General features: G+C 72.8%; 29 protein-coding genes and 1 pseudogene. 23 read left to right on the top strand and 7 right to left on the bottom strand.

The annotated features are described in order from the left end of the window. Positions 1-25: 25 nt before the first annotated feature. Complete coding sequence (locus LE548_RS00275) at positions 26-1,201, bottom strand: hypothetical protein (RefSeq protein ID WP_225094523.1); 1,176 nt, start codon at positions 1,199-1,201, stop codon at positions 26-28. Positions 1,202-1,368: 167 nt separating this feature from the next. Here LE548_RS00275 and LE548_RS00280 point away from each other — a divergent pair, with 167 nt between their 5' ends. Then, positions 1,369-3,009 (top strand): rhamnogalacturonan lyase B N-terminal domain-containing protein, encoded by a 1,641-nt coding sequence (locus tag LE548_RS00280; protein ID WP_225094524.1) that lies wholly within the window; start codon positions 1,369-1,371, stop codon positions 3,007-3,009. Positions 3,010-3,165: 156 nt separating this feature from the next. On the opposite strand, the gene LE548_RS00285 is transcribed toward LE548_RS00280, so the two are convergent. Beyond that, positions 3,166-4,473 (bottom strand): nitrous oxide reductase family maturation protein NosD, encoded by a 1,308-nt coding sequence (locus LE548_RS00285; protein WP_225094525.1) that lies wholly within the window; start codon positions 4,471-4,473, stop codon positions 3,166-3,168. 121 nt (positions 4,474-4,594) lie between these two features. On the opposite strand from LE548_RS00285, the gene LE548_RS00290 reads away from it, so the two are divergent. The 19 genes and pseudogenes from LE548_RS00290 to LE548_RS00375 all read left to right on the top strand — a co-directional run bounded on the left by LE548_RS00290 (position 4,595) and on the right by LE548_RS00375 (position 20,612). After that, a complete protein-coding gene (locus LE548_RS00290; protein ID WP_225094526.1) occupies positions 4,595-5,686 on the top strand; it encodes a Dyp-type peroxidase in 1,092 nt (363 codons plus the stop codon). A 151-nt stretch (positions 5,687-5,837) separates the two neighbouring features. After that, entirely contained in the window at positions 5,838-7,838 is a 2,001-nt protein-coding gene (gene ftsH / locus LE548_RS00295; protein WP_225094527.1) for an ATP-dependent zinc metalloprotease FtsH, read from the top strand. 145 nt (positions 7,839-7,983) lie between these two features. Beyond that, positions 7,984-8,229 carry a hypothetical protein gene (locus LE548_RS00300; RefSeq protein ID WP_225094528.1) on the top strand — a complete coding sequence of 82 codons (246 nt, stop codon included), beginning with the start codon at positions 7,984-7,986 and terminating at the stop codon, positions 8,227-8,229. A 73-nt stretch (positions 8,230-8,302) separates the two neighbouring features. Continuing rightward, a complete protein-coding gene (locus LE548_RS00305) occupies positions 8,303-9,049 on the top strand; it encodes a PP2C family serine/threonine-protein phosphatase (RefSeq protein WP_225094529.1) in 747 nt (248 codons plus the stop codon). 199 nt (positions 9,050-9,248) lie between these two features. After that, positions 9,249-9,533: an SHOCT domain-containing protein gene (locus LE548_RS00310; RefSeq protein WP_225094530.1), complete on the top strand. Its 285-nt coding sequence runs from the start codon at positions 9,249-9,251 to the stop codon at positions 9,531-9,533. Between the two features lie 133 nt (positions 9,534-9,666). Beyond that, on the top strand, positions 9,667-10,062 hold the full coding sequence (locus LE548_RS00315; RefSeq protein WP_225094531.1) for a hypothetical protein: 396 nt from the start codon (positions 9,667-9,669) through the stop codon (positions 10,060-10,062). A gap of 137 nt (positions 10,063-10,199) precedes the next feature. After that, positions 10,200-10,289: pseudogene (locus tag LE548_RS00320) on the top strand (transcriptional regulator); the annotation flags it as partial. Between the two features lie 23 nt (positions 10,290-10,312). Further along, a complete protein-coding gene (locus LE548_RS00325; RefSeq protein ID WP_225094532.1) occupies positions 10,313-12,049 on the top strand; it encodes a SulP family inorganic anion transporter in 1,737 nt (578 codons plus the stop codon). Positions 12,050-12,077: 28 nt separating this feature from the next. Beyond that, complete coding sequence (locus LE548_RS00330; RefSeq protein ID WP_225094533.1) at positions 12,078-12,491, top strand: ATP-binding protein; 414 nt, start codon at positions 12,078-12,080, stop codon at positions 12,489-12,491. Between the two features lie 67 nt (positions 12,492-12,558). After that, positions 12,559-12,909, top strand: coding sequence for a zinc ribbon domain-containing protein YjdM (locus LE548_RS00335; protein WP_225094534.1), 351 nt, complete (start codon positions 12,559-12,561; stop codon positions 12,907-12,909). A gap of 100 nt (positions 12,910-13,009) precedes the next feature. Beyond that, the gene (locus tag LE548_RS00340) at positions 13,010-13,360 is read left to right on the top strand and encodes a metalloregulator ArsR/SmtB family transcription factor (RefSeq protein ID WP_225094535.1); all 351 of its coding nucleotides are present in this window, start codon (positions 13,010-13,012) and stop codon (positions 13,358-13,360) included. 137 nt (positions 13,361-13,497) lie between these two features. After that, positions 13,498-13,980: an NADH-quinone oxidoreductase subunit B family protein gene (locus LE548_RS00345; RefSeq protein WP_225094536.1), complete on the top strand. Its 483-nt coding sequence runs from the start codon at positions 13,498-13,500 to the stop codon at positions 13,978-13,980. Then, positions 13,977-14,882 (top strand): proton-conducting transporter membrane subunit, encoded by a 906-nt coding sequence (locus LE548_RS45280; RefSeq protein ID WP_308029595.1) that lies wholly within the window; start codon positions 13,977-13,979, stop codon positions 14,880-14,882. The genes LE548_RS00345 and LE548_RS45280 overlap by 4 nt, the downstream gene beginning before the upstream one ends. Further along, positions 14,843-16,009 carry a proton-conducting transporter membrane subunit gene (locus tag LE548_RS00350; protein ID WP_308029597.1) on the top strand — a complete coding sequence of 389 codons (1,167 nt, stop codon included), beginning with the start codon at positions 14,843-14,845 and terminating at the stop codon, positions 16,007-16,009. Before LE548_RS45280 ends, LE548_RS00350 begins: the two co-directional genes overlap by 40 nt. Beyond that, complete coding sequence (locus tag LE548_RS00355; RefSeq protein ID WP_225094537.1) at positions 16,006-16,965, top strand: respiratory chain complex I subunit 1 family protein; 960 nt, start codon at positions 16,006-16,008, stop codon at positions 16,963-16,965. The genes LE548_RS00350 and LE548_RS00355 overlap by 4 nt, the downstream gene beginning before the upstream one ends. Beyond that, positions 16,962-17,639, top strand: coding sequence for a hypothetical protein (locus LE548_RS00360; RefSeq protein ID WP_225094538.1), 678 nt, complete (start codon positions 16,962-16,964; stop codon positions 17,637-17,639). The genes LE548_RS00355 and LE548_RS00360 overlap by 4 nt, the downstream gene beginning before the upstream one ends. Then, positions 17,639-18,403: a hypothetical protein gene (locus LE548_RS00365; RefSeq protein WP_225094539.1), complete on the top strand. Its 765-nt coding sequence runs from the start codon at positions 17,639-17,641 to the stop codon at positions 18,401-18,403. The genes LE548_RS00360 and LE548_RS00365 overlap by 1 nt, the downstream gene beginning before the upstream one ends. Beyond that, positions 18,310-19,125, top strand: a complete 816-nt coding sequence (locus tag LE548_RS00370) for a proton-conducting transporter membrane subunit (RefSeq protein WP_225094540.1) — start codon at positions 18,310-18,312, stop codon at positions 19,123-19,125. The genes LE548_RS00365 and LE548_RS00370 overlap by 94 nt, the downstream gene beginning before the upstream one ends. Positions 19,126-19,130: 5 nt before the next feature. Beyond that, positions 19,131-20,612: an NADH-quinone oxidoreductase subunit C gene (locus tag LE548_RS00375; RefSeq protein ID WP_225094541.1), complete on the top strand. Its 1,482-nt coding sequence runs from the start codon at positions 19,131-19,133 to the stop codon at positions 20,610-20,612. Here LE548_RS00375 and LE548_RS00380 read toward each other — a convergent pair. The 3 genes from LE548_RS00380 to LE548_RS00390 all read right to left on the bottom strand — a co-directional run bounded on the left by LE548_RS00380 (position 20,581) and on the right by LE548_RS00390 (position 22,152). Next, the gene (locus LE548_RS00380; RefSeq protein WP_225094542.1) at positions 20,581-21,051 is read right to left on the bottom strand and encodes a pyridoxamine 5'-phosphate oxidase family protein; all 471 of its coding nucleotides are present in this window, start codon (positions 21,049-21,051) and stop codon (positions 20,581-20,583) included. The genes LE548_RS00375 and LE548_RS00380 overlap by 32 nt on opposite strands. After that, positions 21,048-21,545, bottom strand: a complete 498-nt coding sequence (locus LE548_RS00385; protein WP_225094543.1) for a hypothetical protein — start codon at positions 21,543-21,545, stop codon at positions 21,048-21,050. The genes LE548_RS00380 and LE548_RS00385 overlap by 4 nt, the downstream gene beginning before the upstream one ends. 109 nt (positions 21,546-21,654) lie before the next feature. Beyond that, positions 21,655-22,152, bottom strand: coding sequence for an HPP family protein (locus LE548_RS00390; RefSeq protein WP_225094544.1), 498 nt, complete (start codon positions 22,150-22,152; stop codon positions 21,655-21,657). A 215-nt stretch (positions 22,153-22,367) separates the two neighbouring features. Between LE548_RS00390 and LE548_RS00395 the strand changes: the two genes are divergently transcribed. From LE548_RS00395 to LE548_RS00405, 3 genes are all read left to right on the top strand, one after another. Then, a complete protein-coding gene (locus LE548_RS00395; protein WP_225094545.1) occupies positions 22,368-23,162 on the top strand; it encodes a hypothetical protein in 795 nt (264 codons plus the stop codon). Positions 23,163-23,339: 177 nt separating this feature from the next. Further along, positions 23,340-23,798 (top strand): cyclic nucleotide-binding domain-containing protein, encoded by a 459-nt coding sequence (locus LE548_RS00400; protein ID WP_225094546.1) that lies wholly within the window; start codon positions 23,340-23,342, stop codon positions 23,796-23,798. Positions 23,799-23,824: 26 nt separating this feature from the next. Beyond that, positions 23,825-24,478 (top strand): CBS domain-containing protein, encoded by a 654-nt coding sequence (locus LE548_RS00405; protein ID WP_225094547.1) that lies wholly within the window; start codon positions 23,825-23,827, stop codon positions 24,476-24,478. Between the two features lie 87 nt (positions 24,479-24,565). Here the strand turns inward: LE548_RS00405 and LE548_RS00410 are convergent, their stop codons facing one another. Continuing rightward, the gene (locus LE548_RS00410) at positions 24,566-25,153 is read right to left on the bottom strand and encodes a hypothetical protein (RefSeq protein WP_225094548.1); all 588 of its coding nucleotides are present in this window, start codon (positions 25,151-25,153) and stop codon (positions 24,566-24,568) included. Between the two features lie 36 nt (positions 25,154-25,189). After that, entirely contained in the window at positions 25,190-25,891 is a 702-nt protein-coding gene (locus LE548_RS00415; RefSeq protein WP_225094549.1) for a CBS domain-containing protein, read from the bottom strand. Positions 25,892-26,005: the final 114 nt, after the last annotated feature.

The raw sequence follows: 26,005 nt of genomic DNA on the forward strand, positions 1-26,005 counted from the left end.
GGCCTCTTGGTCCGGTGGCGGAGACCTACCCGGTGATGGTTCCGTAGCCGCCGTTGTCCAGACCGGTCTGGCTCTGCGACGACCACAGCCGTCCGCTGGTGCCGAGCGAGGTGACGTCGGCGATCACCAGGGAGTCGACGTCGTCCCGGGGCAGATCGCCTGCCTGGGCGATGTCGTACGCGTAGGCGTGCTGCGCAGTGCCCGCGGCGGCCACGAGGGGTGCGGTGGCGGACGACCAGGGGGACGTGAGGGCGGTGGCGCCCGCGCCGACGCCGAGTGGCGTGCCGCCGAGCTGGCCGTCGGCGTCGCCGTCCAGGACGTTGCCGCTGTTCCAGACCTGCTGATGGGCCATCTGGTAGTAGGCGTTGGACGCCGTGCCGGTGACGGGTCCCGCGATGAAGGCGTTGTCGGCCACGTCGTGCCGGAAGGTCCCGCCGGAGTTCCCGGCCGTGTAGCCGCCCTGGTAGTCGTAGACGACGTTGCCGATGAACTGGGTGTCGGCCTTGGCCAGCGGGTTGCGGTTGTGCGCGTTGGCGAAGACGTCGTGGTACCAGGTGAACGGTCCGCCCTCGGTGTGCGCGGCGAACCGCTGCCCGATCGGGTCGGCGATGATCGAGTTCTGCACGGTGATGTTCTTCGCGCCCACGGCGTCGATGTCGTCCCACTTGGCGAACTCCACCGACACATGGTCGAAGATCATGTCGCTGGCGTCGGCGAGCGCGACGCTCGCCTTGCCGTTCGCCGGGTCGAGTGTGCCCTCCCGGAATCTGACGTACCGCACGATGTCGTTCGAGGAGTGGGAGAACGACACCTCCCTGCCGCGCAGGCCGATGCCCTGGCCGGGCGCGGTGTCTCCCTCGATGGTGATGTCGTCGGCCACGGACACCGCGGAGTTCAGCGTGATGTAGCCGCCCACGTCGAACACGACGGTACGGTGCGGCGCGCTCACCGCGTCCCGGAACGAACCGCTGCCGGAGTCGCTGAGGTTGGTCACGTGGTACGTGGTCCCGCCCGCTCCCCCGGTGGCCGACGCGCCGTAGCCCACCGCGCCGTCGAACGCCACCGCCGCCCGGGCGGCCGGGGCCGGGCCGGCCGGATCCGCCCAGGAACCGGGCGCGAGCACGGCGACAGCGGCCGCGCCCAGGGCGGCGGCCGCGGCGATGACGGTACGGCGTGTGGTGCGGCGTCTGCGTGAAGTCATGTCTGCCTCCGACTCGTTGATGCCGTGCAGTTGCCGGCCGCCCCGCAAGGGTTGCCGCCGATTGACGTGCGTGACGGGCGTTGCTACGTTGCCCCGCTGACAGTAAGCGCTTTCCCCATCGTTCTCTGCGCTCCCCCGGATTCCAACCCCCATGAAAGGAACCGGAATTGGCCATCAGTAGACGATCCGTGCTCGCGGCCTCCGCCGCTCTCGTCCCCCTCGGCGGCGCGGGCGCGGCCGTCCTCACGGCCGCGGTGCCCGCCCAGGCCGCGGGCTTCGGCTACACCAGCAGCGGCGGCTATTACACCGTGAACACCGGCGCCGGGCTGAGCTTCAAGATCAGCCAGAGCAACGGCGACATGACCTCGCTGAACTACAACGGCACCGAACTCCAGCCCTCCGGCACCAAGGGCTCCCACGTCGAGTCGGGTCTCGGCAGCACGGCGACCGTCACCGCCACGCAGACCGGCAACCACATCATCGTCACCGAGTCGGTCACCAACTGGTACGGCAGCGGCACCCTGATCCACTACTGCGTCGTCGTCAGCGGCCAGAACACGATCTACATGGCCACCTACGTGGACTCCGCGGGCGGCGGCGAACTGCGCTGGATCCAGTACCTGAACCGCTCCGTCCTCAGCGGCATCACCACCTCGTCCGACATCAGCGGCGGCACGGCCATCGAGTCCTCGGACATCTACCAGGTCGGCAGCCAGACCCGCTCGAAGTACTACTCCAACCGCCGCGCCCTGGAACTGACCCCGCGCGGCGTCACGGGCAACGGCATCGGCGTCCACATGGTGTACGGCAACCGGGAGAGCAGCGCCGGCGGCCCCTTCTTCCGTGACATCGAGCAGCAGGGCACGGACTCGTCGATCGAGCTCTACAACTACCTGTTCTCCGCCCACAATCAGACGGAGAGCCAGCGACTCGGCGTCCTGTACGGGCCGTACGCGCTGATGGTCGGCGGCACGAGCACGCCCAGCGCACCCGACATGAGGTTCCTGTACGGGCTCGGCCTGCGCGGCGCGGTTGCGGACTCCGGGCGCGGCTATGTGAGCGGCAAGGCGTCCGGGGTGGCGAGCGGCTCCACCGCCCTGGTCGGTTTCGCGAGCGCCACGGCGCAGTACTGGTGCACGCCCGACGCGTCGACCGGCAACTTCAGCAGCCCGATGATGAAGCCGGGGACATACACCCAGACGCTGTACCAGGACGAACTCGCCGTCGCCACGCGCACCGTGACGGTCAGTGCGGGCGCCGCCACCACCGGGCAGAACATCACCTCCGCCTGGACGACCCCGACCGCCCTCTTCCGGATCGGCGAGTGGAACGGCACACCGACGTCGTTCAAGAACGGTTCCCGGCTGACGTCCATGCACCCGTCCGACGCCCGGATGAGCAACTGGGGCCCGACGACCTACGCGGCGGGCAGCAACACAGCCGCCGACTTCCCGGCGTACCAGTGGAAGGACGTCAACGACCCCACCAAGGTCGTCTTCACCCTCACCTCCGCCCAGATCGCCGCCCGCACGGTCCGCATCGGCATCACCGCCGCCTACGCCGGCGGCCGCCCCCAGATCACCGTGAACGACTGGACCTCCGCCGCGCCCGGCGCCTCCGGCCAGCCGAGGTCCCGCAGCCTGACCATCGGCACCTACCGCGGCAACAACACCGTGTTCACCTACTCCGTCCCGGCGGGCGCCTTCGTCGTCGGCACCAACACGCTGACCATCAACGTCATCAGCGGTTCGAGCGGCAGCGCCTGTCTGAGTCCGGGCCTGAGTTACGACTGCGTGGAGCTGTACTGATCCCGGCGCTCACCCTCGGAAGGGTTCCAGGTGGCGGCGGGCGCTGACGCGGGACAGACGGTGATGCGGACGGCCCGCGCGGGCGGCGCTGGTGATCAAGGGCGACGCGACCGGCAAAGCCGGCCGGCCGAGTTCGGCGGCGTACGACGGTGCCGGTCAGCCGGACCTCGGGATGCGGTACGACTGGGCCTCCACCGTGCCGGGCAGTCCGACGGCCGGCTGGGGTGGCTGGGTGGCCGCCTGGGGCATCGGCTGCTGCGCCGGCGGTGCGGGGACGTTCTGGAAGGACACGCCCGGCGGCTCCGGTACCGCCGTCAGCCGCCGGGCGACCACTGCCCTGCCGTTGCCCGACAGCCGGTTGCCGGTCCTGTCGGCCGCGCTCAGGACGAGGTCGGTGCCGTTGAGGGTGACCGAGTTGTCCCTTACGACATTGCCGGTGGCGGGGTAGCCCTGCACGTCGCTGATGGCGATCCCGGCGGCGCGGTTGCCGGAGACCAGGTTCTGCTGGAACAGGTTGTCGCGTCCGCCGCCGGTGCCGATCCCGATGCCGAAGCCGACGTCTGCCTGGTTCGGGCTGTCGGCGTCGTTGTTGTCGGTGAAGGCGTTGCCGGCGACGACCGCGCCGTGCTGGGGGCCCAGGGTCCCCACGTCGTTGGAGTTGACGGTCAGTCCGATCCGGTTGCGGGATGCCCGGTTGCCCAGCAGCCACAGCTGTTCGGAGGCGTTGGTGACCTCGATGCCGACCGCGTTGTGCTCGGTGACGTTGTCCCGCACGACCGTCCAGCAGGGCTGGCACCGACCGACGTAGATGCCGGAGCCGGCCTGTCCGGAGGCGTAGGAGTGGTCGATGACGCCGGCCTGGGCGTCAGAGACGTAGATGCCGTGCAACGCGTTGTCGTACGCGGTCACGTAGGACGCGCGGAAGCCCTGCAAGGGCGGGAACTTCTCGGTGTCCTGGAGGTCGTGGGCGGAGCCGCCCGCGCGGCCGGCCTGGAGGCGGGCGTCGGTGACGCCGGTGAACAGCACGCCGTCGGCGAGGTGGTTGCGCACGGTCAGGTTCTCCACGACCGAGCCGGCCCCGGTGACGGTGACGCCGTTCGGGCGGCGGAACTCGCCGTCCACGACGACACCCGAGCGGTCCGTACCGCGCAGCACGACACGGGGCTTGGCGATGGTGACGCTCTCGCGGTACACGCCCGGCGAGACCAGGACGAGGCCGCCCGGACGCACCCGGTTCATCGCCTTCTGCAGGGAGCGGGTGTCCTGCGGCACGCGCACCACGCCCGCTCCCCCGGCCCCTGCCCGGGCCGCGCCGCCGGTCGCGCCGCCGGCCGGACCGGCTGCCGGGCCAGCTGCCGGCTGCCGCCCACTGCACCCGGCCGCCCCGGCGAGGCCCAGCAGCAGCACCATGGCCGGCCACACCACGCGGCGCGCCATGCCTCGTTGGATGAGATTCGATCGCATGACACGCAGATGTATCGTCCCTTTCATGCCGATGAGGAGGTTTGCGAATTTCGACACGCCAGCTGATGCGGAGCCGCGCGGCGAGCCGGGTGGCGAACCGGGCGCGCTCTCCCGTCGGACGGTGGTCCGGTCGGCCGGAGCCGCCGCACTCGGCGCCGGTGTGTCCGGGTGCGGCAAGGCGCCGGAGGGCCGGGCTGCCTCCACGGGGGGCCTGCCGCGGTCCGGCCCGGACGGGTCCGCGGTGGCCCGACGGGCGCGGGAAGCCGCCCGCGTCCGGCCCTTCGCGGGCGACCGCCAGGCCGGGGTGAGCACACCGCAGCAGAGCCACGTCCTCCTCCTCGCGTACGACCTCGCCGAACCCCGGCCGGCCGCGCTGCGCACCACCCTCGGCCGTTTCGCCAGCGCGTTGCCCGGCCTCGTGGAGGAGGCCCGGCGGGCGGCGCTCACCGTGACGGTCGCCGTCGGACCGGGTCTGCTCCGTACCGCCCGCGTCCCGCACCTCCCGGTCTTTGCCGGGGACCGGTTGGACCCCGCCGGCTGCGGTGGCGACCTCCTCGTCCAGTTCTGCGCGGCCGACCCCGCCACCGTCGCGGGTGCGGCGGGCGAGCTCACCCGCCGCACCGCCGGAGGCGTCCGCTGGCGCCAGCCGGGCTTCCTGCCGCCCACCCCGCCCGGGCAGACCCCGCGCAACGTCCTCGGCTTCAAGGACGGCACCGCCAACCCGGCTCCCGAGGAGTGCGAACACTGGGTGTGGGACTCCCGGGGCGGCACCTACCTCGTGGTGCGCCGCGTCCATGTCGGCGTGGCAGACTTCGCCGCGCTCCCCCTGTCCCGCCAGGAAGAGGTCATCGGGCGGCACCGGGCCGACGGCGCGCCGCTCGGCGGCAGCCGTGAGCGCGACCGGCCGGACATGTTCGCCAAGACCCCGCAGGGCCGCTACGTCATCCCGCCGCACGCCCACATCAGGGCGGCCGCGCCGCACCTCGACGGCGGTGCCCGCATGCTGCGGCGCGGCTACTCCTACGACAACGGAGCCGACGACCGCGGCCTGCTCTTCCTTGCCTACATGCGCGACCCCGCTCTCTTCGTCCGGGTCCAGCAACGGCTCGCCGAGCGTGACGAGTTGAGCCGTTTCATCGAGCACCGGGGTTCGGCGGTGGGGTACGTGCTGCCGGGGGCGGCCGGTCGTCCGCTGGGGGCGGGGCTCGTGTGACCGGGGCGGGAGGACGGCGCACCGGCCGGGCCGAGCCGGCCCGTGCGGGTCCGGGGTGCGCCTCATCAGGGCCGTTCGACCCCTGCCGTCCGGGGACGGCAGGGTGGAGGCTGGTGGATGGGGATCGATGTCGTCGAAGGGCGTGGGATCGGTGATCACACGAGTGCGGATGCCGCACCGGCATCTGACGCCGCCCGCCCGGTCCGGGCCGCCGCGCGAACCGCCCACCCCTCCGTCCCGGCCGCCGCAGCCGCTCGGCGGGCGGTGGATGTTCTGGTGGGTCCTGATGACGCTCGTCATGGTCCTGCTGCTCTCGCGCGCGCGGTCCGGAACGCACGCCACCGCACTCTCCTACAGCGACTTCGTCGGCAAGGTGGGCGCCAGCCAGGTGCAGATGGTCGACATCAGCGACAAGGGCGCGGTCAGCGGCACCCTGAAGAACGGCACGAAGTTCACCACCCAGATCCCCACCGCGCTGGGCACCGGCGCCCAGCTCCAGCAGCAGCTGACCTCGCACCATGTGCGGATCACCGCCCGGCAGAGTGGCAGCGGCGGCTCGCCATGGCTGTCCGTGCTCGTCGCGTTCCTGCCGTTCCTGCTGCTGGCCGGCTTCCTCGTGTGGATGGGACGCCGCGCCGCGGGGTCGGTGACCGGCGGGCTGAGCGCCATCGGGCGCTCACGCGCGAAGATCATCGAGGCGGAGCGGCCCACCACCGGCTTCGACGACATCGCCGGGTACGACGGGGTCAAGCAGGAGATCAGCGAGGTCGTCGACTTCCTGCGCAATCCCGCCCGGTACACCGCCGCCGGGGCCAAAGGCCCCCGTGGCGTGATCATGGTGGGGCCGCCCGGGACCGGCAAGACGCTCTTCGCGCGGGCGGTCGCCGGCGAGGCGGACGTGCCGTTCCTGTCGGTGACCGGCTCCGCGTTCGTGGAGATGTTCGTCGGGGTCGGCGCCTCCCGGGTGCGCGATCTGTTCGGCGAAGCACGCAAACGCGCCCCGTCGATCGTGTTCATCGACGAGATCGACGCGCTCGGTTCGCGTCGCGGCGGCGGGACCCGGCTGGGCGGCAACGACGAGCGCGAGCAGACCCTGAACCAGCTGCTGTCCGAGATGGACGGCTTCGACCAGTCCAGCGGCATCGTCGTCCTCGCCGCCACCAACCGGCCCGAGAGCCTCGACCCGGCCCTGCTGCGTCCCGGGCGGTTCGACCGGCAGGTCACCGTGCCGCTGCCCAACCAGGCCGAGCGGGCATCGATCCTCGCCGTTCACACCCGGGACAAGACCCTGGCCCCGGAGGTCGATCTGGACGCGGTGGCGCGTGCCACCCCGGGGTTCTCCGGCGCGGATCTCGCCAACCTGGTCAACGAGGGCGCCATCAACGCCGTACGGAACGACCGCACCCGGATCGAACCGCACGACCTGGACGCCGCCCGCGATCGCGTGCTGCTGGGACGCCGGGAGTCCTCCAACGCGCTGCTGCCCGAGGAGCGCCGCTCGGTCGCGGTCCACGAGTCGGGTCACGCCCTGGTCGCGGCACTGTGCGAGCACGCCGATCCGGTGGCCAAGGTGACCATCCTGCCCGCCGGCGTCACCCTGGGAGTCACCGAGCAACTCCCCGAAGCAGAACGTCACTTGTACAGCGAGAGCTATCTGACCGACCTTCTGGCGGTGCGCCTGGGCGGGCGGGCGGCCGAACTCGTGGCCTTCGGAGAGGGATCGACGGGAGCCGCGAACGACCTGGCCGGAGCCACCCAGATCGCCACCCGCATGGTCCGCGAGTTCGGCCTCTCCTCGGCACTCGGCCCGATCGGGTACGCCTCGGCCCAACCGCACTTCCTCGGTGAGACGGCCGACGAGCCGGGCCGGCCGCCGTACTCGGAGCAGACCCAGCGCGTCGTCGACGAGGAGGTCGCCCGTCTGCTCCGCCAGGCCGAGGAACGCGCGACCGCGCTGCTGCGCGACCACCGGACCGCCCTGGATGACCTGGCCGGACAACTGGTCGCCCACGAGACCGTCGACGGCTCCGTCGTGCTCGACGTCCTGTGCCGGGAAAGCGACCGGGCTGACGGGACAGGCGATGCCCTCGCCGTCGATGCGTCGCCGACCCCTGACCGCCGCGAGCCGGGAACACACGACCCGCCGCGGTGATCACCGGCATCATCGGTGAGCCACGGCGCCTCGGGCCAGGTGCCGCCGCTCGCCGACAGCGCGGCAGGCACGGGCAGCCACCGCAGGAGTCCGTGAGCCGTGACGCGCGATTGCGACCTTGTGGCGCCGCCGCCACGATGAGGGCATGGTTCCCACGGGCCCTGTGGACCGCTTCGACGCGTTCCGGGCCCTGGCCGAACGGCGCGGCCGGCCGGGACAGCGGCTGCATCAGCGAACAGGCGCCCCCGGCCAGGTCTTCTGCTCCTGCCGCTTCCCCGCGAGCGGGGTGAACCGCGCCACCTCCGAGCACGCGGACACCGCCACGTCGTGCCCCGAGTACCAGGTCACGGCGGTACGTGTCCACGACGCGTCGACGGGCGGCGCACGATGAACCGCACGAACGCCGGCGCGCCACGGATCGTGGCCGGGACCGACGACTCCGAGCTGGGAAGGTGCTGGCTTCCATGACGTATGTCGCCGTTACCGCGCTGAGTCATCCAGGGCTGATCCGCGACAGCAACGAGGACAGTCTGGTCGTCGGGCCGTGGACCGTGTGCTCCACCGTGACCGAGAATCCGCAGACGCTGGTGTTCCGGCTCGGCACACCGCTCGTGGTCGCGGTCGCCGACGGGCTCGGCGGCCAGCCCGGCGGCGAGGTGGCCAGCGCCCTGGTGGTCCGCCGGCTCGCCGCGAGCGGGCCCGGTCTGGCCGGTGAGGACGAGGTGCGCCAGGACCTCGACATCTGCAATCGCGAGGTGTACGCGGCCGCCCGTGCGAGCGGTGGAGCGCTGGCCACGATGGGCACGACCGTCGCGGGAGCCGTCGTACTGCCGGGGTCGCTGCTGGTGTTCAACGTCGGGGACAGCCGGGTCTTCGCCGTGCCCCGGGACGGGGTGCTCCAGGTCAGCACGGACGACAGCCCGACGCCGGAACCGGGGCGGCGCACCACCTCCCTCGTGACGCAGTCCCTCGGCGGCACCGCGGAGTACCGCCCTGTCGCCCCTCATATGACAACCGTGTCCCTCGCCCCCGGCGACCGATACCTGATCTGCACCGACGGACTGACCGACCCGCTGCCGAACGACGTCCTCGACGACGTACTGCGCGAACACGACGACGGACGGGCCGCCTTCGAACTCTGGAAGGCGGCCATGGCCGCCGGCGGACCGGACAACATCACGCTCGCCGTGATGAGTGTCGTGGAACGATGACGGCGGTCGCCGGGAGCTGAGCGGCCCCTGCGGTACGGCAGCTGCGGCTCGGCGGCCCGAGCGGCCCGTCAGCAGGACCGGCTCACGAGAAAGGCGTGCGAGAGGTGCCGACCGGCCCCGGACCGGGCCCGAAGAGCCCTTGGCCCGGGCCCCCGGCCGAGGCCCACCATGAGGGCAGAAGCTGTTCGAAACTTCGCTGGTGGAGGTGGATGCGGTGATGTACTGGGACGGCGGCTGGGCCTGGATGGCCTTCATGCCCCTGCTGTGGATCGCGCTGATCTGCCTCGCCGTGTGGGCCGTGATCCGCCTGACGCACAGCTCGTCCGCGGGCGCGTCCGGCCGCGGTCACGGCTGGGAAGGCCAGCAGCACCGCGAGACCCCGGAGGAGATCCTCGACCGGCGCTACGCCTCGGGAGAGATCGACACGGACACATACACCGAGGCGCGCGAACGCCTCGCCGCCCACCGGCAGAGGCCGCAGTGAACCGTCTGCGTACGCGGGGGCTGCCACTGGCCGTGCTGATCGCCGCGGTGGCCGCGCCGATCGCCTCACTCCTCTGGGCCGCCGCCACGACTCCCCGTCGTGGCGGCCACGGGCCGGGATGACGGCGGGCGAGGTGACGGCGCGGCGGGAACCGGTGCGGAACCTGGCCGACGCGGACCGCGCCGCTGCGCGCTTCGCCGGCCACTGGGGTCTGCACGTCGGGGAGGTCATGCGGTTCAGCAACGGGTTCTGGGCCCAGCTCCTCGTCTCCTCCGGCAAGGGCGCCACCGAGGTGCTCGTCGACCCGGGCAGCAGCCGGGTCCGGCTGGAGTTCGGGCCGGCGATGATGTGGAACACCGCCTACGGCATGATGCCCGCCGGCACCCGGCTCGGTGCCGCGAAGATCGATTCCGGACAGGCGGTGCGGATCGTCGGAATGCTCTCGGTCAACGCGGCCACCGGCGCCGTCCGGTATCACTCGTGGCACGGCCGCTTCCTGCAGATTCAGAAGCACGGATCCTCCACCTGACCGAACACCCACAGCCGGCCATCTCCCGCAAACTTCTATAGATCGGATAGTAGAATTGCGAAAATCGGCAATTGCTTAGATGCTGTCTTCGTTGTGCTTGCAGATGGCCGCGGGCACAGCTCTGCGAGGAGAACTGGGTGCTGGAGTTGCTGCAGGACGGGCCGATGCCGGTGCGGGATCTGCCGGCCGCCATCGAGGTGGAGCGGAACAAACTGCCGGCCGAGCTGCGGGAAGCCGAGGTCGGCGCCCGATGAGCACGACGGCCGTCCGGGCGGTTCTGGCCCGCCTCACCTCCTTGCTGCCCGCCCGCTCCGATCTGGCGCAGATACGGCGCGATCCACGCCGTGATCTGCTCGCCGGGCTCACGGTGGCGATCGTGGCGCTACCGCTCGCCCTGGGCTTCGGGGTGTCCTCCGGGCTCGGCGCCGAGGCCGGTCTGGCGACCGCCGTGGTGGCGGGTGCGCTGGCCGCGGTGTTCGGCGGGTCGAATCTGCAGGTGTCGGGGCCGACCGGCGCGATGACGGTGGTCCTCGTGCCGATCGTCGCCCAGTACGGTCCGACCGCCGTTCTCACGGTGGGGCTGATGGCCGGCGTCATGCTCGTCGCCCTCGCCCTGCTCAGGGCCGGACGCTACATGCGGTACGTACCGGCGCCCGTGATCGAGGGCTTCACACTCGGCATCGCCTGTGTGATCGGACTTCAGCAGGTGCCGAACGCGCTCGGCGTGCCCAAGCCGAAGGGCGACAAGGTGCTCGTCGTCACCTGGCACGCGGTCCGGGAGTTCATGACGGCGCCGAACTGGACCGCCGTCGGGCTCGCGGTCGCCGTGGTCGTGCTCATGCTGGCCGGTGCCCGGTGGCGGCCGACCGTTCCGTTCTCCATCGTCGCCGTGATCGCCGCCACGGTCGTCGCCCAGGTCGCCCACCTGGACGCGAAGCCCATCGGCGACCTGCCCGCGGGACTGCCCGCGCCGTCGCTCTCCTTCTTCCAGCCCGGCGCGCTCGGCTCGCTGCTCGCCCCGGCCGTGGCGGTGGCCGCCCTGGCGGCGCTGGAGTCACTGATGTCCGCGGCCGCCGCCGACGCCATGACGGTGGGACAACGGCACGACCCGGACCGGGAGTTGCTCGGCCAGGGTCTGGCCAACATCGCCGCCCCGCTGTTCGGCGGCGTCCCGGCCACCGGAGCCATCGCCCGGACCGCCGTCAACGTCCGTACGGGTGCGGGTTCCCGGCTGGCCGCCCTCACCCACGCCGCCGTCCTCGCGGTGATCGTCTTCGCCGCGGCTCCCCTGGTGTCGAAGATCCCGCTGGCGGCGCTGGCAGGCGTCCTGCTGGCCACGGCGGTCCGCATGGTCGAGGTCGGCTCGCTGAAGGCGATGGCGAAGGCGACGCGGTCCGATGCGGTGATACTCGTGCTGACAGCGGCGGCGACGCTGGCGCTGGACCTGGTGTACGCGGTGATCATCGGCCTGGTCGTCGCCGGTGCCCTGGCCCTGCGCGCGGTGGCCAAGCAGGCCCGTTTCGACCAGGTCCCGCTCGACCCGGGCGATCACACCGCCGAGGAGCACCGGCTGCTGGCCGAGCACATCGTCGCCTACCGCATCGACGGCCCGCTGTTCTTCGCCGCCGCGCATCGCTTTCTGCTGGAGCTGACCGAGGTCGCGGACGTACGGGTCGTGATCCTGCGGATGTCGCGGGTGTCCACGATGGACGCCACCGGCGCCCTCGTGCTGAAGGACGCGGTGGAGAAGCTGAACCGGCGCGGCATCCTCGTCCTGGCCTCCGGCATACGTCCCGGCCAGCGCCAGGTCCTCGACTCCGTCGGCGCCCTCGGTCTGCTGCGGCACGAGGGCCGCGAGTACGCCGGCACGCCCGAGGCGATCCAGGCCGCCCGCGACCACCTGGAGTCGGCCGGCGTCCTGCCCGCCGTACCGGCGCGGAAGACGAGCCGGGAGAGCGCCGGTACCAGCGAGGAAGCAGCCCGATGAGTGATCTCGTCCAGGGGGCGGTGCGGCGATGACCACGCAGTCGGAGGCACTGCCGCACCGGCACGTGCTCACCCTGCCGGCCGTGCCGTCGGCGGTCCGCGTGGCCCGCGAGACCGCTGAACAGACCCTGGTGGAATGGGGCATCGGGCTGCGGCACCCGACCGTGGACCCGGCCCTGCTGATCCTGAGCGAACTGGTCACCAACAGCGTCCGGCACGCGGCCGCACTCTCCCCGCAGCTCACCGTGGTCTACGCCGCGGGCCGGGACTGCCTGGCCATGGGCGTCCACGACCGTCACCCCGGCCGGCCCCCGCTGTCGGCGTCCGGCGCCGGCGGCATGGGCACCGTGATGGAGTTCGTCCTCGGCCTGGGCGGGACCGCGGTCGTCCGCGACGACGCCGACAGCGCAGGCAAGACCGTCTGGATCACCCTGCCCCTGTGACCCCGGCCCGTCCGCCCTGCTACCTGACCCATTCGTATCCGCTCACCGAGAGAAAGACACTGGTTCCATGAGCGACAGCCTTCCCGCCTGCCCCGAGTGCTCCGGCACGTACACGTACGAGATGGGTGCCCTCCTCGTCTGTCCCGAGTGCGGCCATGAATGGTCGCCGTCCGACGCGTCCGCCGGCGCGGGCGGGGACAAGGTCGTCAAGGACTCGGTCGGCAACGTGCTCGCCGACGGCGACACCGTCACCGTCGTGAAGACCCTCAAGGTCAAGGGCAGCCCGACCGGGATCAAGGCGGGCACCAAGGTGCGGGGCATCCGGCTCGTCGACGGCACGGACGGCCATGACATCGACTGCCGGATCGACGGATTCGGTGCCATGCAGTTGAAGTCCAGCGTGGTCAAGAAGGCCTGAACCGGCCCTGCCACCGGGCCGGCGGCCGGGTGCGGAGTTCGGCTCCGCCCGTGTCGCACGCGAGGATGGGTCACATGTTCTTGACGAGTGGATGGATGCGATGAGCGCGCCGCTGTACCAGCTGAAGGCCGAGTTCTTCAAGACGCTCGGCCATCCGGCCCGCATCCGCGTCCTGGAGTTGCTGAGCGAGCGCGAGCACGCGGTCGCGGAGATGCTGCCCGAGGTGGGCATCGAGCCGGCGCACCTGTCCCAGCAGCTGGCCGTACTGCGTCGGGCGAACCTGGTCCGGACCCGCAAGGAGGGGTCGAACGTGTACTACTCCCTGGCCAGCCCCGAGGTCGCGGAACTGTTGCGGGTGGCACGCTCGATCCTCTCCGGCGTACTGGCGGGGCAGGCGGAGCTGCTCGCCGACCTGCGGGCGGCCCAGCCGGAGGGGAAACCGCCGGCGTAGCGTCGGCTATCGAACGCCTACGAGAGGGGCAAAGTATCCCCAACTAGGCAAAGCACCGGGAAACCCTCGTAACTCCGGCCCCTGGTCGCCTTGTTTGTCACTGGCGGAAGACCTCACCACCAGTACGAAGAGGTTTCATGGGCCTGTTGCGCAAGATCCTGAGCACCGGCCGCGTCGCCGAACCGGCCCCGCCTCCCCCGGCGGGCGACGTACCCGAGGCGGCACGGGAGTTGCGTGGTTCGGCGCAGGTGCGCTGTGTCGACGCGGGTTCCTGCAACGGCTGCGAGATCGAGATCGCCGCGGCCTTCAACCCGGTGTACGACGCCGAGCGGTACGGGGCGCGGCTGGTGGCCTCGCCCCGGCACGCGGACGTGGCGCTGGTGACCGGACCGGTGACCCGGAACATGGCCGGGCCGCTGCGCCGCACGGTCGCCGCGATGAGCGCGCCGCGGCTGGTGGTCGCGGTCGGTGACTGCGCGCTCGACTGCGGGGAGTTCGCCGGCGGGTACGGCGTCGAAGGCGCGGTCGCCGATGTCGTACCGGTGGATGTGACGGTGCCGGGGTGCCCGCCGGAGCCGGCGGCGATCGTGGCGGCGCTCAGGACAGTGACCGGACGGTGAGCGCGATTCCGGCCGCCCTCGCGACGGCCGTGGCACTGGGCGGCGCGGGGGCGGCGGCGGGTCTCGCACTGCCGTACCGGCCGCGTGTCCCGGTCGTCGGAGTGCTGACGGCCGGTGTCGGCGTGGCGGGTGTCGTGGCGGGTGCGGCCGCACTGAGCGGCAGCCGCTGGGCGGCCGTCTGCTCCGGGCTGGTGCCGCCGGCCGGAGCGCAGGTGGCGGTGGACGCGCTGGCGGGGCTGTTCATGGCGGTGGCGGGGGCCGTCGTGGCCGCGGTGGCGGTGTACGGCATCGGGTACGCGGCCGGGCGGGGCGCCGGGGGGCTCGGCTCCCGGACGGCGCAGGCGGTGCTGCCGCTGTTCGCGCTCAGCCTGGTTCTCGTACCGGTGGCGGCGTCGGTGTCCACGTTCCTGTTGCTGTGGGAGGTGTCGGCGCTCGGCTCGCTGCTGCTGGTGCTCGGCGAGCACCAGCAGCATGCCTCGGTACGGCAGGCGGGCGTCTGGTACGCGGTGCTGACCCACCTGGGCCTGGTTCTGCTGCTGGCCGGATTCTCACTGTTCGCCGCGCGGGCCGGTGGAGAGACCTTCACCGCGCTGCGGGCGGGCGCACCCGGCGTCCCGGCGGGCGTACGGGGGCTCGTCTTCGCCCTCCTGGCGCTGGCCTTCACCTCGAAGGCGGGGGCGGTGCCGCTGCACGCCTGGCTGCCACGGGCGTATCCCGAGGCCCCGGGCCCCGTCGCGGCGCTGATGAGCGCGGCCACGGTCAACCTCGGCATCTACGGCCTGGTGCGCACCGCGTCGATCTGCTCGGCGGTGGCCCGGCGTGGTGGTGGCTGGGGCTGCTGGCGGTGGGCGGGGCGAGTGCCGTGTACGGCGTCCTCCAGGCGGCGATGGCGTCCGACCTGAAGCGGCTGGTGGCGTACTCCAGCAGCGAGAACATGGGCCTGGTCCTCATCGGTGTCGGCGCCTGTGGGCTGTTCGCCTCCCACGGTGACCGGCCACTGGCGGCGTTGGCGCTGGCGGCGGCGCTGCTGCACGTCGTCAACCATGCCGCGTTCAAGGCCCTGCTGTTCTGCGCGGCAGGGTCCGTGCAGCGCTCCACCGGCCTGCGCGATCTGGACCGGCTCGGCGGGCTGCGGTCCCGCTTGCCGGTCACCGCCGGCTGCTTCGCGCTGGCCGCGCTCGGCGCGGTGGCACTGCCGCCCGGCAACGGCTTCGTCAGCGAATGGCTGCTCCTCCAGTCCCTCGTCCACGGCCGGAAGGTGCCCGGTGTGGCCGTCGCGGTCGCGCTGCCCCTGTCGGTGGCGTTGATCGCGTTGTCGGCCGGTATCGCCGCTGCCGTGTTCGTGAAGGCACTCGGCGTCGGCTTCTTCGCCCGGCCGCGCGACCGGCGCGCTGCCTCGGCGCGGGAGGCGCCGCCGCTGATGCTCGCCGGGATGGCCCTGCTCGCCGTGGCGGTCGTGGCGCTGGCGGTGGTGCCCGGACTCCTGGGTGACGGCCTCGACCGGGCCGTGGGCGCGGTCGGGCTGCCGGGCACGGGGGCGGTGTCGGGGGGCGGAGCGCGGGTGCGGCTCGCCGGCATCTCCGCGTCGCTGTCCCCGCTGTGGGTGGTGGCCGCCCTCACGGCCGCGATCCTGCCGGCCACCGGCCTGCCCCGGCTCCGCGGCCGGCGCGGGCGCCGGGTGAACGCCCGGCTGTGGGACTGCGGGGGCGGGGCTCCGACGCCGCGTATGACGTACACGGCGACCTCGTTCGCCGAGCCGTTGCAACGCGTCTTCGACGATGTGCTGGCCCCGGAGCAGCATGTGGACGTCACCCCGGTGCGGGAGTCGGCGTACCTGGTGCGACGGGTCCGATTCCGGCACCGGGTGCCCGACCGCATCGAGCACCGGCTGTACGACCCGGTGCTGCGCGCGCTGGCCGGGGCCGGGCAGGCGGCCCGCGGGCTGGCGGGCGGCAGCGTCCATCTGTATCTCGGCTACGGCTTCGCCGGGCTGGTCGTCCTGCTGCTGGCACTGGCGGTGGGCTGGTGACGCACGGACTCGGGTACGTGGCCGTCGCCGGTCAGGTCACGGTCGTGGCGGCCGGGGCGCCGCTGCTGACCGGGTGGATGCGGCAGGTCCGGGCCCGCCTGGAGGGGCGGGCCGGGGCCGGGGTGCTGCAGCCCTGGCGGGACGCGCGCAAACTGCTGCGCAAGGAACCCGTCACGCCGATGGGGACCGGCCCCGCGTTCCGTGCCGCCCCCGCCCTGCTGGCCGCCACCGCCGCCGTGGCCGCCGCGCTGCTGCCGCTGCTGTCCACGGACACCCCGGTGAGCGGGCACGCGGACCTGATCGTCGTGGTGGCGCTGATCTCGCTCGGCACGATCGGCCTCGCCCTGGCCGGGCTGGACTCGGGCACCGCGTTCGGCGGGATGGGCGCCTCGCGTGAGATGACGGTCGCCTCCCTGGTGGAGCCGACCCTGCTGCTGTCGGTGTTCGCGCTGTCGATCCCGGCCGGGACGACCAACGTCCCCGCGATCGTCGCCGGCGCCGTCCACCAGCCGGCCCGCCTCGCCTCCCCGGCCGGGCTGCTGGCGGTGGCCGCGCTCGCGGTGGCGGTACTCGCGGAGACCGGCCGGATCCCGGTGGACAACCCCTCCACCCACCTCGAACTGACCATGATCCATGAGGCGATGGTGCTGGAGTACGCCGGACCCGACCTCGCGCTGGTCGAGTTCGGCGCCCAGATGCGGCTGACCCTGCTGCTCGGCCTGCTGTCCTCGCTGTTCATGCCGTGGGGCATCGCCACCGGCCCCTCCTGGACGGCTCTGGCGGTGGCGCTGGTGCTGTTCGTGGTGAAAGTGACTGTCCTGGGGGCGCTCCTCGCGGCAGCCGAGGTGTTCTGGGCCAAGATCCGCCTGTTCCGCGTGCCCGAACTGCTCGCGGGGTCCTTCCTGCTGGCGCTGCTGGCGGTGACCGCGTCGTACTTCCTGAACGGAGCGCCATGAGCGACGGCCTCTACACCCAGCTCCTCGACCTGGCCTGCGGTGTCTTCCTGCTGGCGGCCGTGCTCGTGCTGTGGCGGCACGAACTCGCCGCGATCGTACGGGCCTTCGCCCTCCAGGGGGTCGCCCTGGCCGCGATCGCCCTGCTGCTCGGCGCGCACGAGGAACGCGGGGACCTGACCGCCGTGGGCGTCGCTCTGGGGCTGCTGAGGGCGGGCGTCCTGCCGTATCTGATGCGGCGCGCGACGGCCGTGCCGGCCGATGGCCGCGGCGGCGAAGAGGTCCGCGAGACCCAGCCCCTGGTCACCGTCGCCGCCTCGCTGCTCACCGCGGCACTGCTGACCCTGCTCGCCTACGCGGTCAGCCGGCCCCTGACCCGGCTGGCCCCGACGCCGGCCACCCATGCCCTGCCGGTGGGGCTCGCCGTCGTCCTGATCGGCTTCTTCGTCCTGGTCACCCGCAGACGCGCGCCGGCTCAGGTGGTCGGCTTCCTGCTGCTGGACAACGGCATCACCGCCACCGCCTTCCTGGCCACCTCCGGTGTGCCGCTGATCGTCGAACTCGGGGTCTCCTTCGACGTGTTGCTCGCGGTACTGGTGCTGCAGATCCTCACCACGCGGATGCGGGAGGCGTTCGGCACGACCGACATCGACGACCTGAGGGAGCTGCACGACTGATGCTGCATCCATCAGAAGGGTCCGCGCTGCTGATCACCCCTGTCGCCGCACCTCTGGTCGTCGCCGCGGCGTACGCGCTCATGCCCCGCCGGTGTGCGGCCGCCTGGCCGGGGCTCGTCCCGCCCGGCACGATCCTGCTGTGCGGCAGCCTGCTGGCGGCGGACGTCGTCGGCGCCGGGCCCGTCTCCGCGTGCGCGGGGCTGCTGCGCGCCGACGCCCTCACCGCGTGGATGCTGCTCGTCATCGGCGCCGTCGCGCTCATCGCCTGCGGCTCGGCGCCCGCATACCTGGCGGGCGAACGCGCCGCCGGACGGGCCAGCGAGCGTACGCTGCGGCACTACCACGTCCTCGTGCAAGCCTTCCTGGCCGCGATGTGCCTGGCCGTCGTCACCGCCAACCTCGGTGTGCTGTGGGTCGCCGTCGAGGCCACCACCATCGTCACCGCCTTCCTCGTCGGCCACCGCCGCACCCGCACCTCGGTGGAGGCCGCCTGGAAGTACGTCGTGATCTGCTCCGCCGGCATCGCGCTGGCCTTCCTCGGCACCGTGCTGATCTACTACGCGGCCCGGCAGGCCGGCATCGCCGAGGCCCGGGCCCTGGACTGGCCCATGCTCGTCGCCCGCGCCGGCGGGCTCGACCCGGCGGTCACCCGGCTCGGCATCACCTGGTCGTGCTCGGCTTCGGCGCCAAGGCCGGTCTGGTCCCGCTGCACGCCTGGCTGCCCGACGCCCACAGCCAGGCGCCCGCGCCCGTCTCCGCGCTGATGTCGGGGGTGCTGCTGTCCGTCGCCTTCGCCGCGATCCTGCGCTACCGGGTCATCGCCGACGCCGCCCTCGGCGCCGGCTTCACCCGCGTGCTGCTCGCCGGAATGGCCCTGCTCACCCTCGCGCTCGCTGCCGGGCTGCTGCTCGCCCAGCGCGACCACAAGCGGATGCTGGCCTACTCCAGCATGGAGCACATGAGCCTGATCGCCCTGGCGGCGGCGATCGGCAGCCCGCTCGCCCTGTCCGCCGCCCTGCTGCACATCGCCGGCCACGGGCTCGCCAAGTCGGCCGCGTTCTGCGGTGCCGGCCGCATCCTGCAGCTGACCGGCACCGCCAGGATCGGCCGGATGCGGGGGCTGCTCGCCCGGGCGCCGGCCCTGGGCGGGGCGTTCGGCTTCGCGGTGGTGGCACTGACGGCTTTCCCGCCGTTCAGCCTCTTCGCCTCAGAACTCGGCATCGCCCGCGCCGGGTTCGCCGCCGGGACCGGCCTGGCCTGGGCGACCTCCGGGGCCCTGCTGCTGGTGGTGGCCGCCTGCGCCGCCCTTGCCGCCCGGACCGCGCGGATGCTCCTCGGCCCCGCTCCGTCCCGGCCCTCGGGCCCGGCGGAGCCGGGGATCTGGCCGCTGGTCCTCGGCCTGGTCGCCTGCGCCGCCCTGGGCACCACCACCGGCCCCCTCACCGGCCTGCTGCACGCCGCCGCCACGACGCTCGGAGGCCACTGACATCGATGCGCACCACAGAAGAGCTCACTGCGACCGAACTTCCGTACCGCTTCGAACAGTTGCTGACCGGTGGACACCGGCTCGCCCTGATCGCCGCCCACCACGACGACCACGGCATCCGCGTGGTGTACCTGTTCGTGGCGGGCCCGCCCGACACCCGCACCGAACTGCAGGTACGGCTCGACGCCGACCGGCCCGTACTGCCGACGCTGGCCCATCTCTCCTTCCCCGCGGGCCGGTTCGAACGCGAGATGCGGGACCTGTTCGGCATCGTCCCGCTCGGCCACCCCCTGCCCCACCGCCTGGTGCGGCACTTCCACTGGCCCCGCGGCTGGTACCCGATGAACCCCGCCGCCGGCCCCCCGCCGCGCTTCGCCGAACAGGAAGGCCCCTACCCCTTCCTGGAGGTCGAAGGCGACGGCGTGTACGAGATCCCGGTCGGCCCGGTGCACGCGGGGCTCATCGAGCCCGGCCACTTCCGGTTCTCCGTCGTCGGCGAGACCATCCTCAGACTCAAGGCCCGCCTCTGGTTCGTCCACAAGGGCATCGAGAAACTCTTCCAGGGCCGGACCGTCGCCGCCGGTCTGCCGCTGGCCGAACGCATCAGCGGCGACACGGCCGTCGGCCACGCCCTGGCCTACTGTCTGGCCGTCGAGGAGGCCACCGGCACCGACGTACCCGCCGAGGCCCGCCGGGCCCGAGCCCTGCTGCTGGAGCTGGAGCGGATCCACAACCACGTCGCCGACCTCGGCATGCTCTGCAACGACGCCGGCCACGGCGTCCTCAACGCCCACGCCCAGCGCGTCCGCGAACAGCTCCTGCGCCTCAACCTGGAGACCACCGGCCACCGGCTGCTGCGCGGCGGCGTCGTACCGGGCGGTGCCGTCCTGCGGCGCGTACCCGACGTACGGCGGCTGAAGGCCATCGGCGAGGACATCCGTGAGATCGCCGCTCTCGCGCTCGGTCACTCCACGGTGCGCGACCGCTTCACCGGCACCGCCGTCCTGAGGACCGACGCCGCACGGGAGATCGGCTGCCTCGGCTACGTCGCCCGCGCCAGCGGTCTCACCGACGATGCCCGCGTCGCGCACCCGTTCACCGGCCACGGCACCCGGCTCGGCGTCCCCGTGCACACCGACGGCGACGTCCTGGCCCGCTTCCTGGTCCGCGCCGAGGAGATCGACGCCTCCCTCGCCCTGATCGAGCACCTCGCCGACGGCCTCACCGCCCCGCGAACCGTCCGGGGGCCGACGGCCACGTCCGGGTCGGCGGGCAGGAGCGGTGTCGGTCTGGTGGAAGGCTGGCGCGGCACCATCGCCACCCGTGTGGAACTCGCCGCCGACGGCACCCTGGCCTGGGTCAAGCCGGTCGACCCGTCGTTCTTCAACTGGCCTGCCCTGCCGGTCGCGTTGGCGGACACGATCGTCCCGGACTTCCCCCTGACCAACAAGAGCTTCAACCTGTCGTACGCCGGCAACGATCTGTGATGCCGGGACGGGACCGCTCAAGACGGTATCCGGTGACCAGTTCGGCGTCGATGCGGACCACGTACTCCATGTCCCTGCTGACCCAGGGCGTGAGTTCGGCGTGGTAGCGGGACAGCGTCGTCGGGTCGGTCACGCGGCTCGCGACACCCGTGACCATGACGCTCCAGCCGGTGTGTGTGTCCCCGTCGATGTGGTCCGCCTCGTACACCACCACCTCCGAAGCCGTGGCGCTGGTCAGCAGGGCGGCTCCGGCGTGCGTGCGGATGACGACGTCGCCGGTGTCCGTGACGAGGTGGTTGACCGACCGGATCACCGGCAGTGCCTGGTGGGTGAAGCCCACCCGTCCCATCGGCACGCCGGCCAGCAGCCCGAGGGCCTCCTCCCGGCTCAGCTCGACCAGGCGGGCGACAGGCGGAGAGGAAGGCGACGGGCCGGTCATGACGGTTCTCCGCCGACGGCCCTGCGCTCGGCTCCCCGGGGCCAGAGCACCTCGACGTCGGCACCGTGACCGCGGGCACAGGCGACCAGGTGCGCCGTGGTGTCCCTGCCGGACGAGGGCGAGCCGTCCCCCACGGCCAGGACCCGGGCGCACGAGCGCGGCAGGCCCTCGTCGGCCGTGCTGCACGCGGTGCGCTCGCCGGGGTCGTACTCCAGCAGCCGCACCTGCTGCGACAGCGACAGCAGCTCCCCGGCCGCCTTGCGGTCTCTCTCGCCGAGCCACGCGGGCAGGCCGTCGCGGGACGGCAGCACCGTCACCAGGGCCGGCCCCGTCCTGCGCGCGGCCCGCCCGAACGCCACGGACCGTCCGTGTCCTGCGCGGACGAGCCCGGCCCGGCCCGCGCGGGCCAAGCCGGCCGGACGGGAGCGCGGCTCTTCCTCCGGCAGCGCGAGTGCCGACGCGGAGAGATCCGTGTGCCCCACGACAGCGATCACTTCTGGTTCTCCTTTCCGTGCATCCCTTGATCATCGTCATGGGCGACCGGCACGCGCAGGGACCCGTCGGCCCCGGGACCGGGGCCGTTCGGCTCTCGCGAACCGTCCGCTACGGGATGACGATGCCGTGTTCCCGTACGGCGCGACGCGGTGGCAGTGCGGGCAAGGTCACCCGTGCGGGAGCCGCCTGGCCGACGGGCTCGGCGCCGCTGGGCAGGCCCGCCGCGGCGGCGACGTAGTCCCGGGCCGTCAGCAGTCCGATCAGTCGCCCGTGCGCATCCGTGACCGGCAGGGCGTCGAGATGCTCCTGCGCCATCACGGACGCCGCGCGCGGCACGGGGTCCTCGGGGTGGACCGTGACGGTCCGGCGGGCGTGCACGAGGTCGCGCACCCTGCGGCGGGACAGCGTCGTGGCGGCGGCAGCGCAGACCACGGCGAGTTCGGCCCGGTCCAGGAGTCCGGCGCAGCAGCCGTCCCCGCGGACCACCGGGAGCTCGCGCTGCCCGGACCTCTCCATGATCTCCCAGGCCATCAGCACGCTCTCGTCCTCGCTGATCGCGTACGGGGCGGCGTCCATCAGACTCCGCACCACGGGTTGCTCGTTCACGGTTGCCCTCCTTGTGCCGGGCGCCCGGTGGGGTGGTCCACGCACAGGCGCCGCGTCGCACGTCGCCGGCGGTCGGCATCGTCGTCGCGCCCCGCGTGCCCTTCCACGCTCGTCCATCCGACGCCGGCTGTCATGGGCCGCATGGCCTCGCCGCCCGCCATTGGCCCCATGTCCGGGCTGCGGGACGGGGCCGCGCGGCCCCGTCCCGCAACCCGATGAGCCCCTGTCCGCGCCGGTCACCCGCCCGGACGCCGAGCAGGCCGACCGCTGATGCGGGCCTGCCGCCGCCACGGCGCGGGTCTGCTCGGCCCGGACTGCCCGGTCCCGGCCGCCACCGAGCCCGGCGTCCGGCCGGACGCCACGCCGCCCGGCATCCCGGCCTGGGCACCGCCGGAGTCGCCGTACCGTCGGGCGCTGTCGGCACGAACCTGGCGCTGCTGCATCCGGAGTCGTTCGGCATTCGTGCCTTCGCGCGTACTGCCCGCCGGGCGGCCCGCACGACGCCGGTGCTCTCCGGGGACGACAGCCGCTCGGAGGCTGGCCGGCGGGCAGCCGCCGCGAACACGGCCGCCGCGGCCACCCCGGACATCACCCGGCAGGCCCTGTTCACGCAGGCCGGCCTCATCGCCACCGGCACGCCCGGTGAACTTCTCGACACCGCGGCCGATCTCGTCGACAACCTCCTCGCTCTGCTGCGCCACCCGCGCCCTGGCCCATGCCGCCACCCGGGCCCGTCGGCTCAACCGGCCCTCCGGCACCGTGGCGGAGCTGCCGGACATGGAGACCGGGCGGGCGCGGGACGCCGACGCCACGTTCCTGGGCCGGAATCCCGAGGGGCCTGCTCGATGCCCGGCAGAGCACCGAACTCCTGGGCTGCTACGGCATTCTGCGGCTTCCCTGGGCGTGGGCGTGGGACGCGGCCGAGGCGGTGGCGGTGTTCGATCGGGTGCGGGTCCCGAAGGACGGATGGTCATGAAGGCGTACCGGCCCGGGACCGCTGCACAAGCTGAAGCAGCCCTCCCCGGTCCGGAGCAGATGGTGCACCGGTCGTCCCGGATGGCGGCCGACCTGCCCCAGCTGTCCGTATCCATGGGCCGAAGGGCCCCGCGCCGGGTCCTGGCGGCCCGTGGTGACGGGTGCCGGACGCGACCAGGCTGGGGGTACACACCATGAAGGGAGCCGGTGCGATGACTTCCGCCACCACCTTGACCTCGGCCCTTGAACCGGCGCACCGCGAACGGCTGATGCGTCTCGCCCGCGAGGTCTCCTTCGAGGCCGGGATCCGCCTGTTCGAGGAGGGGCGGCGCGCCGACCGCTTCTGGATCGTGCGCACCGGAACCGTCGCCCTCGACCTGCACGTGCCCGGCCGCCGGCCCGCCGTGATCGAGACACTCGGCCACGGCGAACTCGTCGGCTGGTCCTGGCACTTCCCGCCGCACCTCTGGCACCTGGGTGCCCAGGCGACGAGCCCGGTACGGGCCTGGGAATTCGATGCCGACGCGGTCCTGCGGCTGTGCGCCGAGGACGCCGAGTTCGGCCGGGCGGTCGCGATCTGGGTCGGACAAGTGGTCGCCCAGCGGCTGCACGCCTCCCGGGTCCGGCTGCTCGATCTGTACGCCCCCTACGGAAGCGGCAGTCTGATGTGACCCCTCGGCCCTGTGAGGAGGAGAGCATGGAGAGCAGCCCGCACCACGTGTGTGACGTGATGACGCATGCCGTCGTCGCCGTGGGCCGCAAGGCTCAGTTCAAGGACATGGTCGAGCGCATGGAGCAGTGGCAGGTCAGCGCCCTTCCCGTGCTGGAGGGCGACGGCCGGGTGATCGGGCTCGTGTCCGAGGCCGATCTGCTGCCCAAGGAGGAGTTCCGGGGCAGCGATCCGGACCGGTTCACCCAGCGGCACCGGCTGGCCGACCTGGCCAAGGCCGGGGCGGTCACCGCCGAGGAGCTGATGAGCACGCCGGCCGTCACCGTGCACGCCGACGCCACGATCGCCGAGGCGTCGCGCATCATGGCGCTGCGGCACGTCAAACGGCTGCCCGTGGTGAACACCGAAGGCCTGCTGGAGGGCGTGGTCAGCAGGGCGGACCTGCTGAAGGTGTTCCTGCGCCCGGACAACGACCTCGCCGACGAGATCCGGCGTGACATCGTCGACGTGCTGTTCCCGGCGCCGGTCGAGCCCGTGCACATCACGGTCGCCGACGGCGTGGCCACGCTGACCGGGCGGGTCCAGGACGCCGCCCGGATACCGCTCGCCACCCGGCTGGTGCGTGGCGTCGAGGGTGTGGTGGGCGTGGACTGCCGGCTCACCGCGACCGAGAAGGACTGAGACCAGGCGAGAAGGACTGAGAGCAGAGCCGAGAGCGCGGACGAGCAGCACCCGACACGGCCCACAGGACCGTGTCGGGTGCTGCGTTCAGCCTCTGCCTCCGCTCAGGTTCCCCCACCGCGGTCCGACCCGCCGCCACTCCGCGTCCCACTCGGCCATGCGCCGCCGGATGAGCCGGCCGCGGACGACCCGTCCCATGCCCCAGACCGCGGCCCCGGCCGCGGGGGCGACCAGGGCGCCGGCCATGGCCGCCTCCAGCGTCGCCGCGGCACCGGTGACCGGAGCGAACACCACCCGGTGGCCTCGGGTCGTCCACACCGTGACATGGGTGCCCACCGGTGCGCCCGGGAAGACCTTCGCCTGACCCGTGTGCACCGAGCCGTCCGCGTCCGTCCAGCGGACGGCGGCCCACACCCGCCCGTCGTCGTATCCACCGGTGTCGGCCGGGGTGCGCGCCGCCGCGTCGGTGAGGACGGCGGACACCGCGTGCACCTGGATCGACCGGCCCACGGCCTGTGCGGCCATCGCACCGGCCACGACTGCGGCGAGGATCGCGAACATCCAGACGGCGAGCACGATCCAGCCCTCGACGACATCGCTGTGCCGGCGCAGCGGATTGCGCCGCCAGTGCCACAGCCGCACCGGGGTGAGCTTCGCGGGAGCCGGCCCCGCCACCGTCGCCGCCTCCTGTCTCCGGCCGACGGCTCCGCGTCAGGCCGTACGGGTCCGGCCGGCACCGTGGAGGCCGGGGGCGAGGCCCGCGCGGCGGGGCGGGCCGGTCAGTGCGCACTCCACGTCGACCACGCCCGGCACGGCCCGGGCGAGCCGGGCGGCCAGGGGGATCAGGACGGTTTCGCGGACCTGCCCGGAGAGTGCGACGACGCCGTCGTGCACCGCTACTTGGACCGTGTCGGAGTGCGGGCCGAAGAGCCGTAGGACGATCTCGTGCCGCACGTCCGCGGCGATGTCGGCGTCGTCCCGCAGGAAGACCTTCAGCAGGTCGGAGCGGCTGACGATGCCCTTCAGGGTGCCGTCGCGGCCGACGACCGGAAGCCGCTTGACCCCGGTGCGAGCCATGATGCGGGCGGCGTGCGCGAGAGTGGCGTCGGGACGCACGGTGACGGCCGGGGCGGTCATGAGCTCGCCCGCGGTCACCGCGTCCGCCTTGTGCACGTCAGCGAGGTGCCCCAACTGCCCGTACCGCCCGATGTCCGCGTCGCTGTACTCCTCCTTGGGCAGCAGATCGGCCTCGGAGACCACGCCCACGACCACCCCGGTGTCGTCCAGCACCGGCAGGGCGCTGACCCGCCACTGCCGCATGGCCTTCACGATGTCCTTGAAGAGCGCGCCGATACGCAGGGCGACGACCCGGTGGGCCATCACGTCGTTCACGACGGTCGGAGTGCCGTTCATGGCGTCCTCCAAGGGCTCGGCTGCGTCGTCGGACACCTTCAGCCTGCGACCCCGGGCCGTCGGCGTCATGGGCCGAGTGGGCCCGAGACACCACCCCCGTCGGCCCCGCACCCC

The organism is Streptomyces sp. CoH27 (genome assembly GCF_020181035.1).
GTDB classification, from domain to species: Bacteria; Actinomycetota; Actinomycetes; order Streptomycetales; family Streptomycetaceae; genus Streptomyces; species Streptomyces camelliae.

Coding starts and splice junctions, on each gene's coding strand:
- LE548_RS00275 (WP_225094523.1), bottom strand. CDS start 1,201: ATGACTTCACGCAGACGCCGCACCACACGCCGTACCGTCATCGCCGCG.
- LE548_RS00285 (WP_225094525.1), bottom strand. CDS start 4,473: ATGCGATCGAATCTCATCCAACGAGGCATGGCGCGCCGCGTGGTGTGG.
- LE548_RS00300 (WP_225094528.1), top strand. CDS start 7,984: ATGGTTCCCACGGGCCCTGTGGACCGCTTCGACGCGTTCCGGGCCCTG.
- LE548_RS00305 (WP_225094529.1), top strand. CDS start 8,303: ATGACGTATGTCGCCGTTACCGCGCTGAGTCATCCAGGGCTGATCCGC.
- LE548_RS00325 (WP_225094532.1), top strand. CDS start 10,313: ATGAGCACGACGGCCGTCCGGGCGGTTCTGGCCCGCCTCACCTCCTTG.
- LE548_RS00330 (WP_225094533.1), top strand. CDS start 12,078: ATGACCACGCAGTCGGAGGCACTGCCGCACCGGCACGTGCTCACCCTG.
- LE548_RS00335 (WP_225094534.1), top strand. CDS start 12,559: ATGAGCGACAGCCTTCCCGCCTGCCCCGAGTGCTCCGGCACGTACACG.
- LE548_RS00340 (WP_225094535.1), top strand. CDS start 13,010: ATGAGCGCGCCGCTGTACCAGCTGAAGGCCGAGTTCTTCAAGACGCTC.
- LE548_RS00345 (WP_225094536.1), top strand. CDS start 13,498: ATGGGCCTGTTGCGCAAGATCCTGAGCACCGGCCGCGTCGCCGAACCG.
- LE548_RS00360 (WP_225094538.1), top strand. CDS start 16,962: ATGAGCGACGGCCTCTACACCCAGCTCCTCGACCTGGCCTGCGGTGTC.
- LE548_RS00365 (WP_225094539.1), top strand. CDS start 17,639: ATGCTGCATCCATCAGAAGGGTCCGCGCTGCTGATCACCCCTGTCGCC.
- LE548_RS00375 (WP_225094541.1), top strand. CDS start 19,131: ATGCGCACCACAGAAGAGCTCACTGCGACCGAACTTCCGTACCGCTTC.
- LE548_RS00380 (WP_225094542.1), bottom strand. CDS start 21,051: ATGACCGGCCCGTCGCCTTCCTCTCCGCCTGTCGCCCGCCTGGTCGAG.
- LE548_RS00395 (WP_225094545.1), top strand. CDS start 22,368: ATGAGCCCCTGTCCGCGCCGGTCACCCGCCCGGACGCCGAGCAGGCCG.
- LE548_RS00400 (WP_225094546.1), top strand. CDS start 23,340: ATGACTTCCGCCACCACCTTGACCTCGGCCCTTGAACCGGCGCACCGC.
- LE548_RS00405 (WP_225094547.1), top strand. CDS start 23,825: ATGGAGAGCAGCCCGCACCACGTGTGTGACGTGATGACGCATGCCGTC.
- LE548_RS00415 (WP_225094549.1), bottom strand. CDS start 25,891: ATGAACGGCACTCCGACCGTCGTGAACGACGTGATGGCCCACCGGGTC.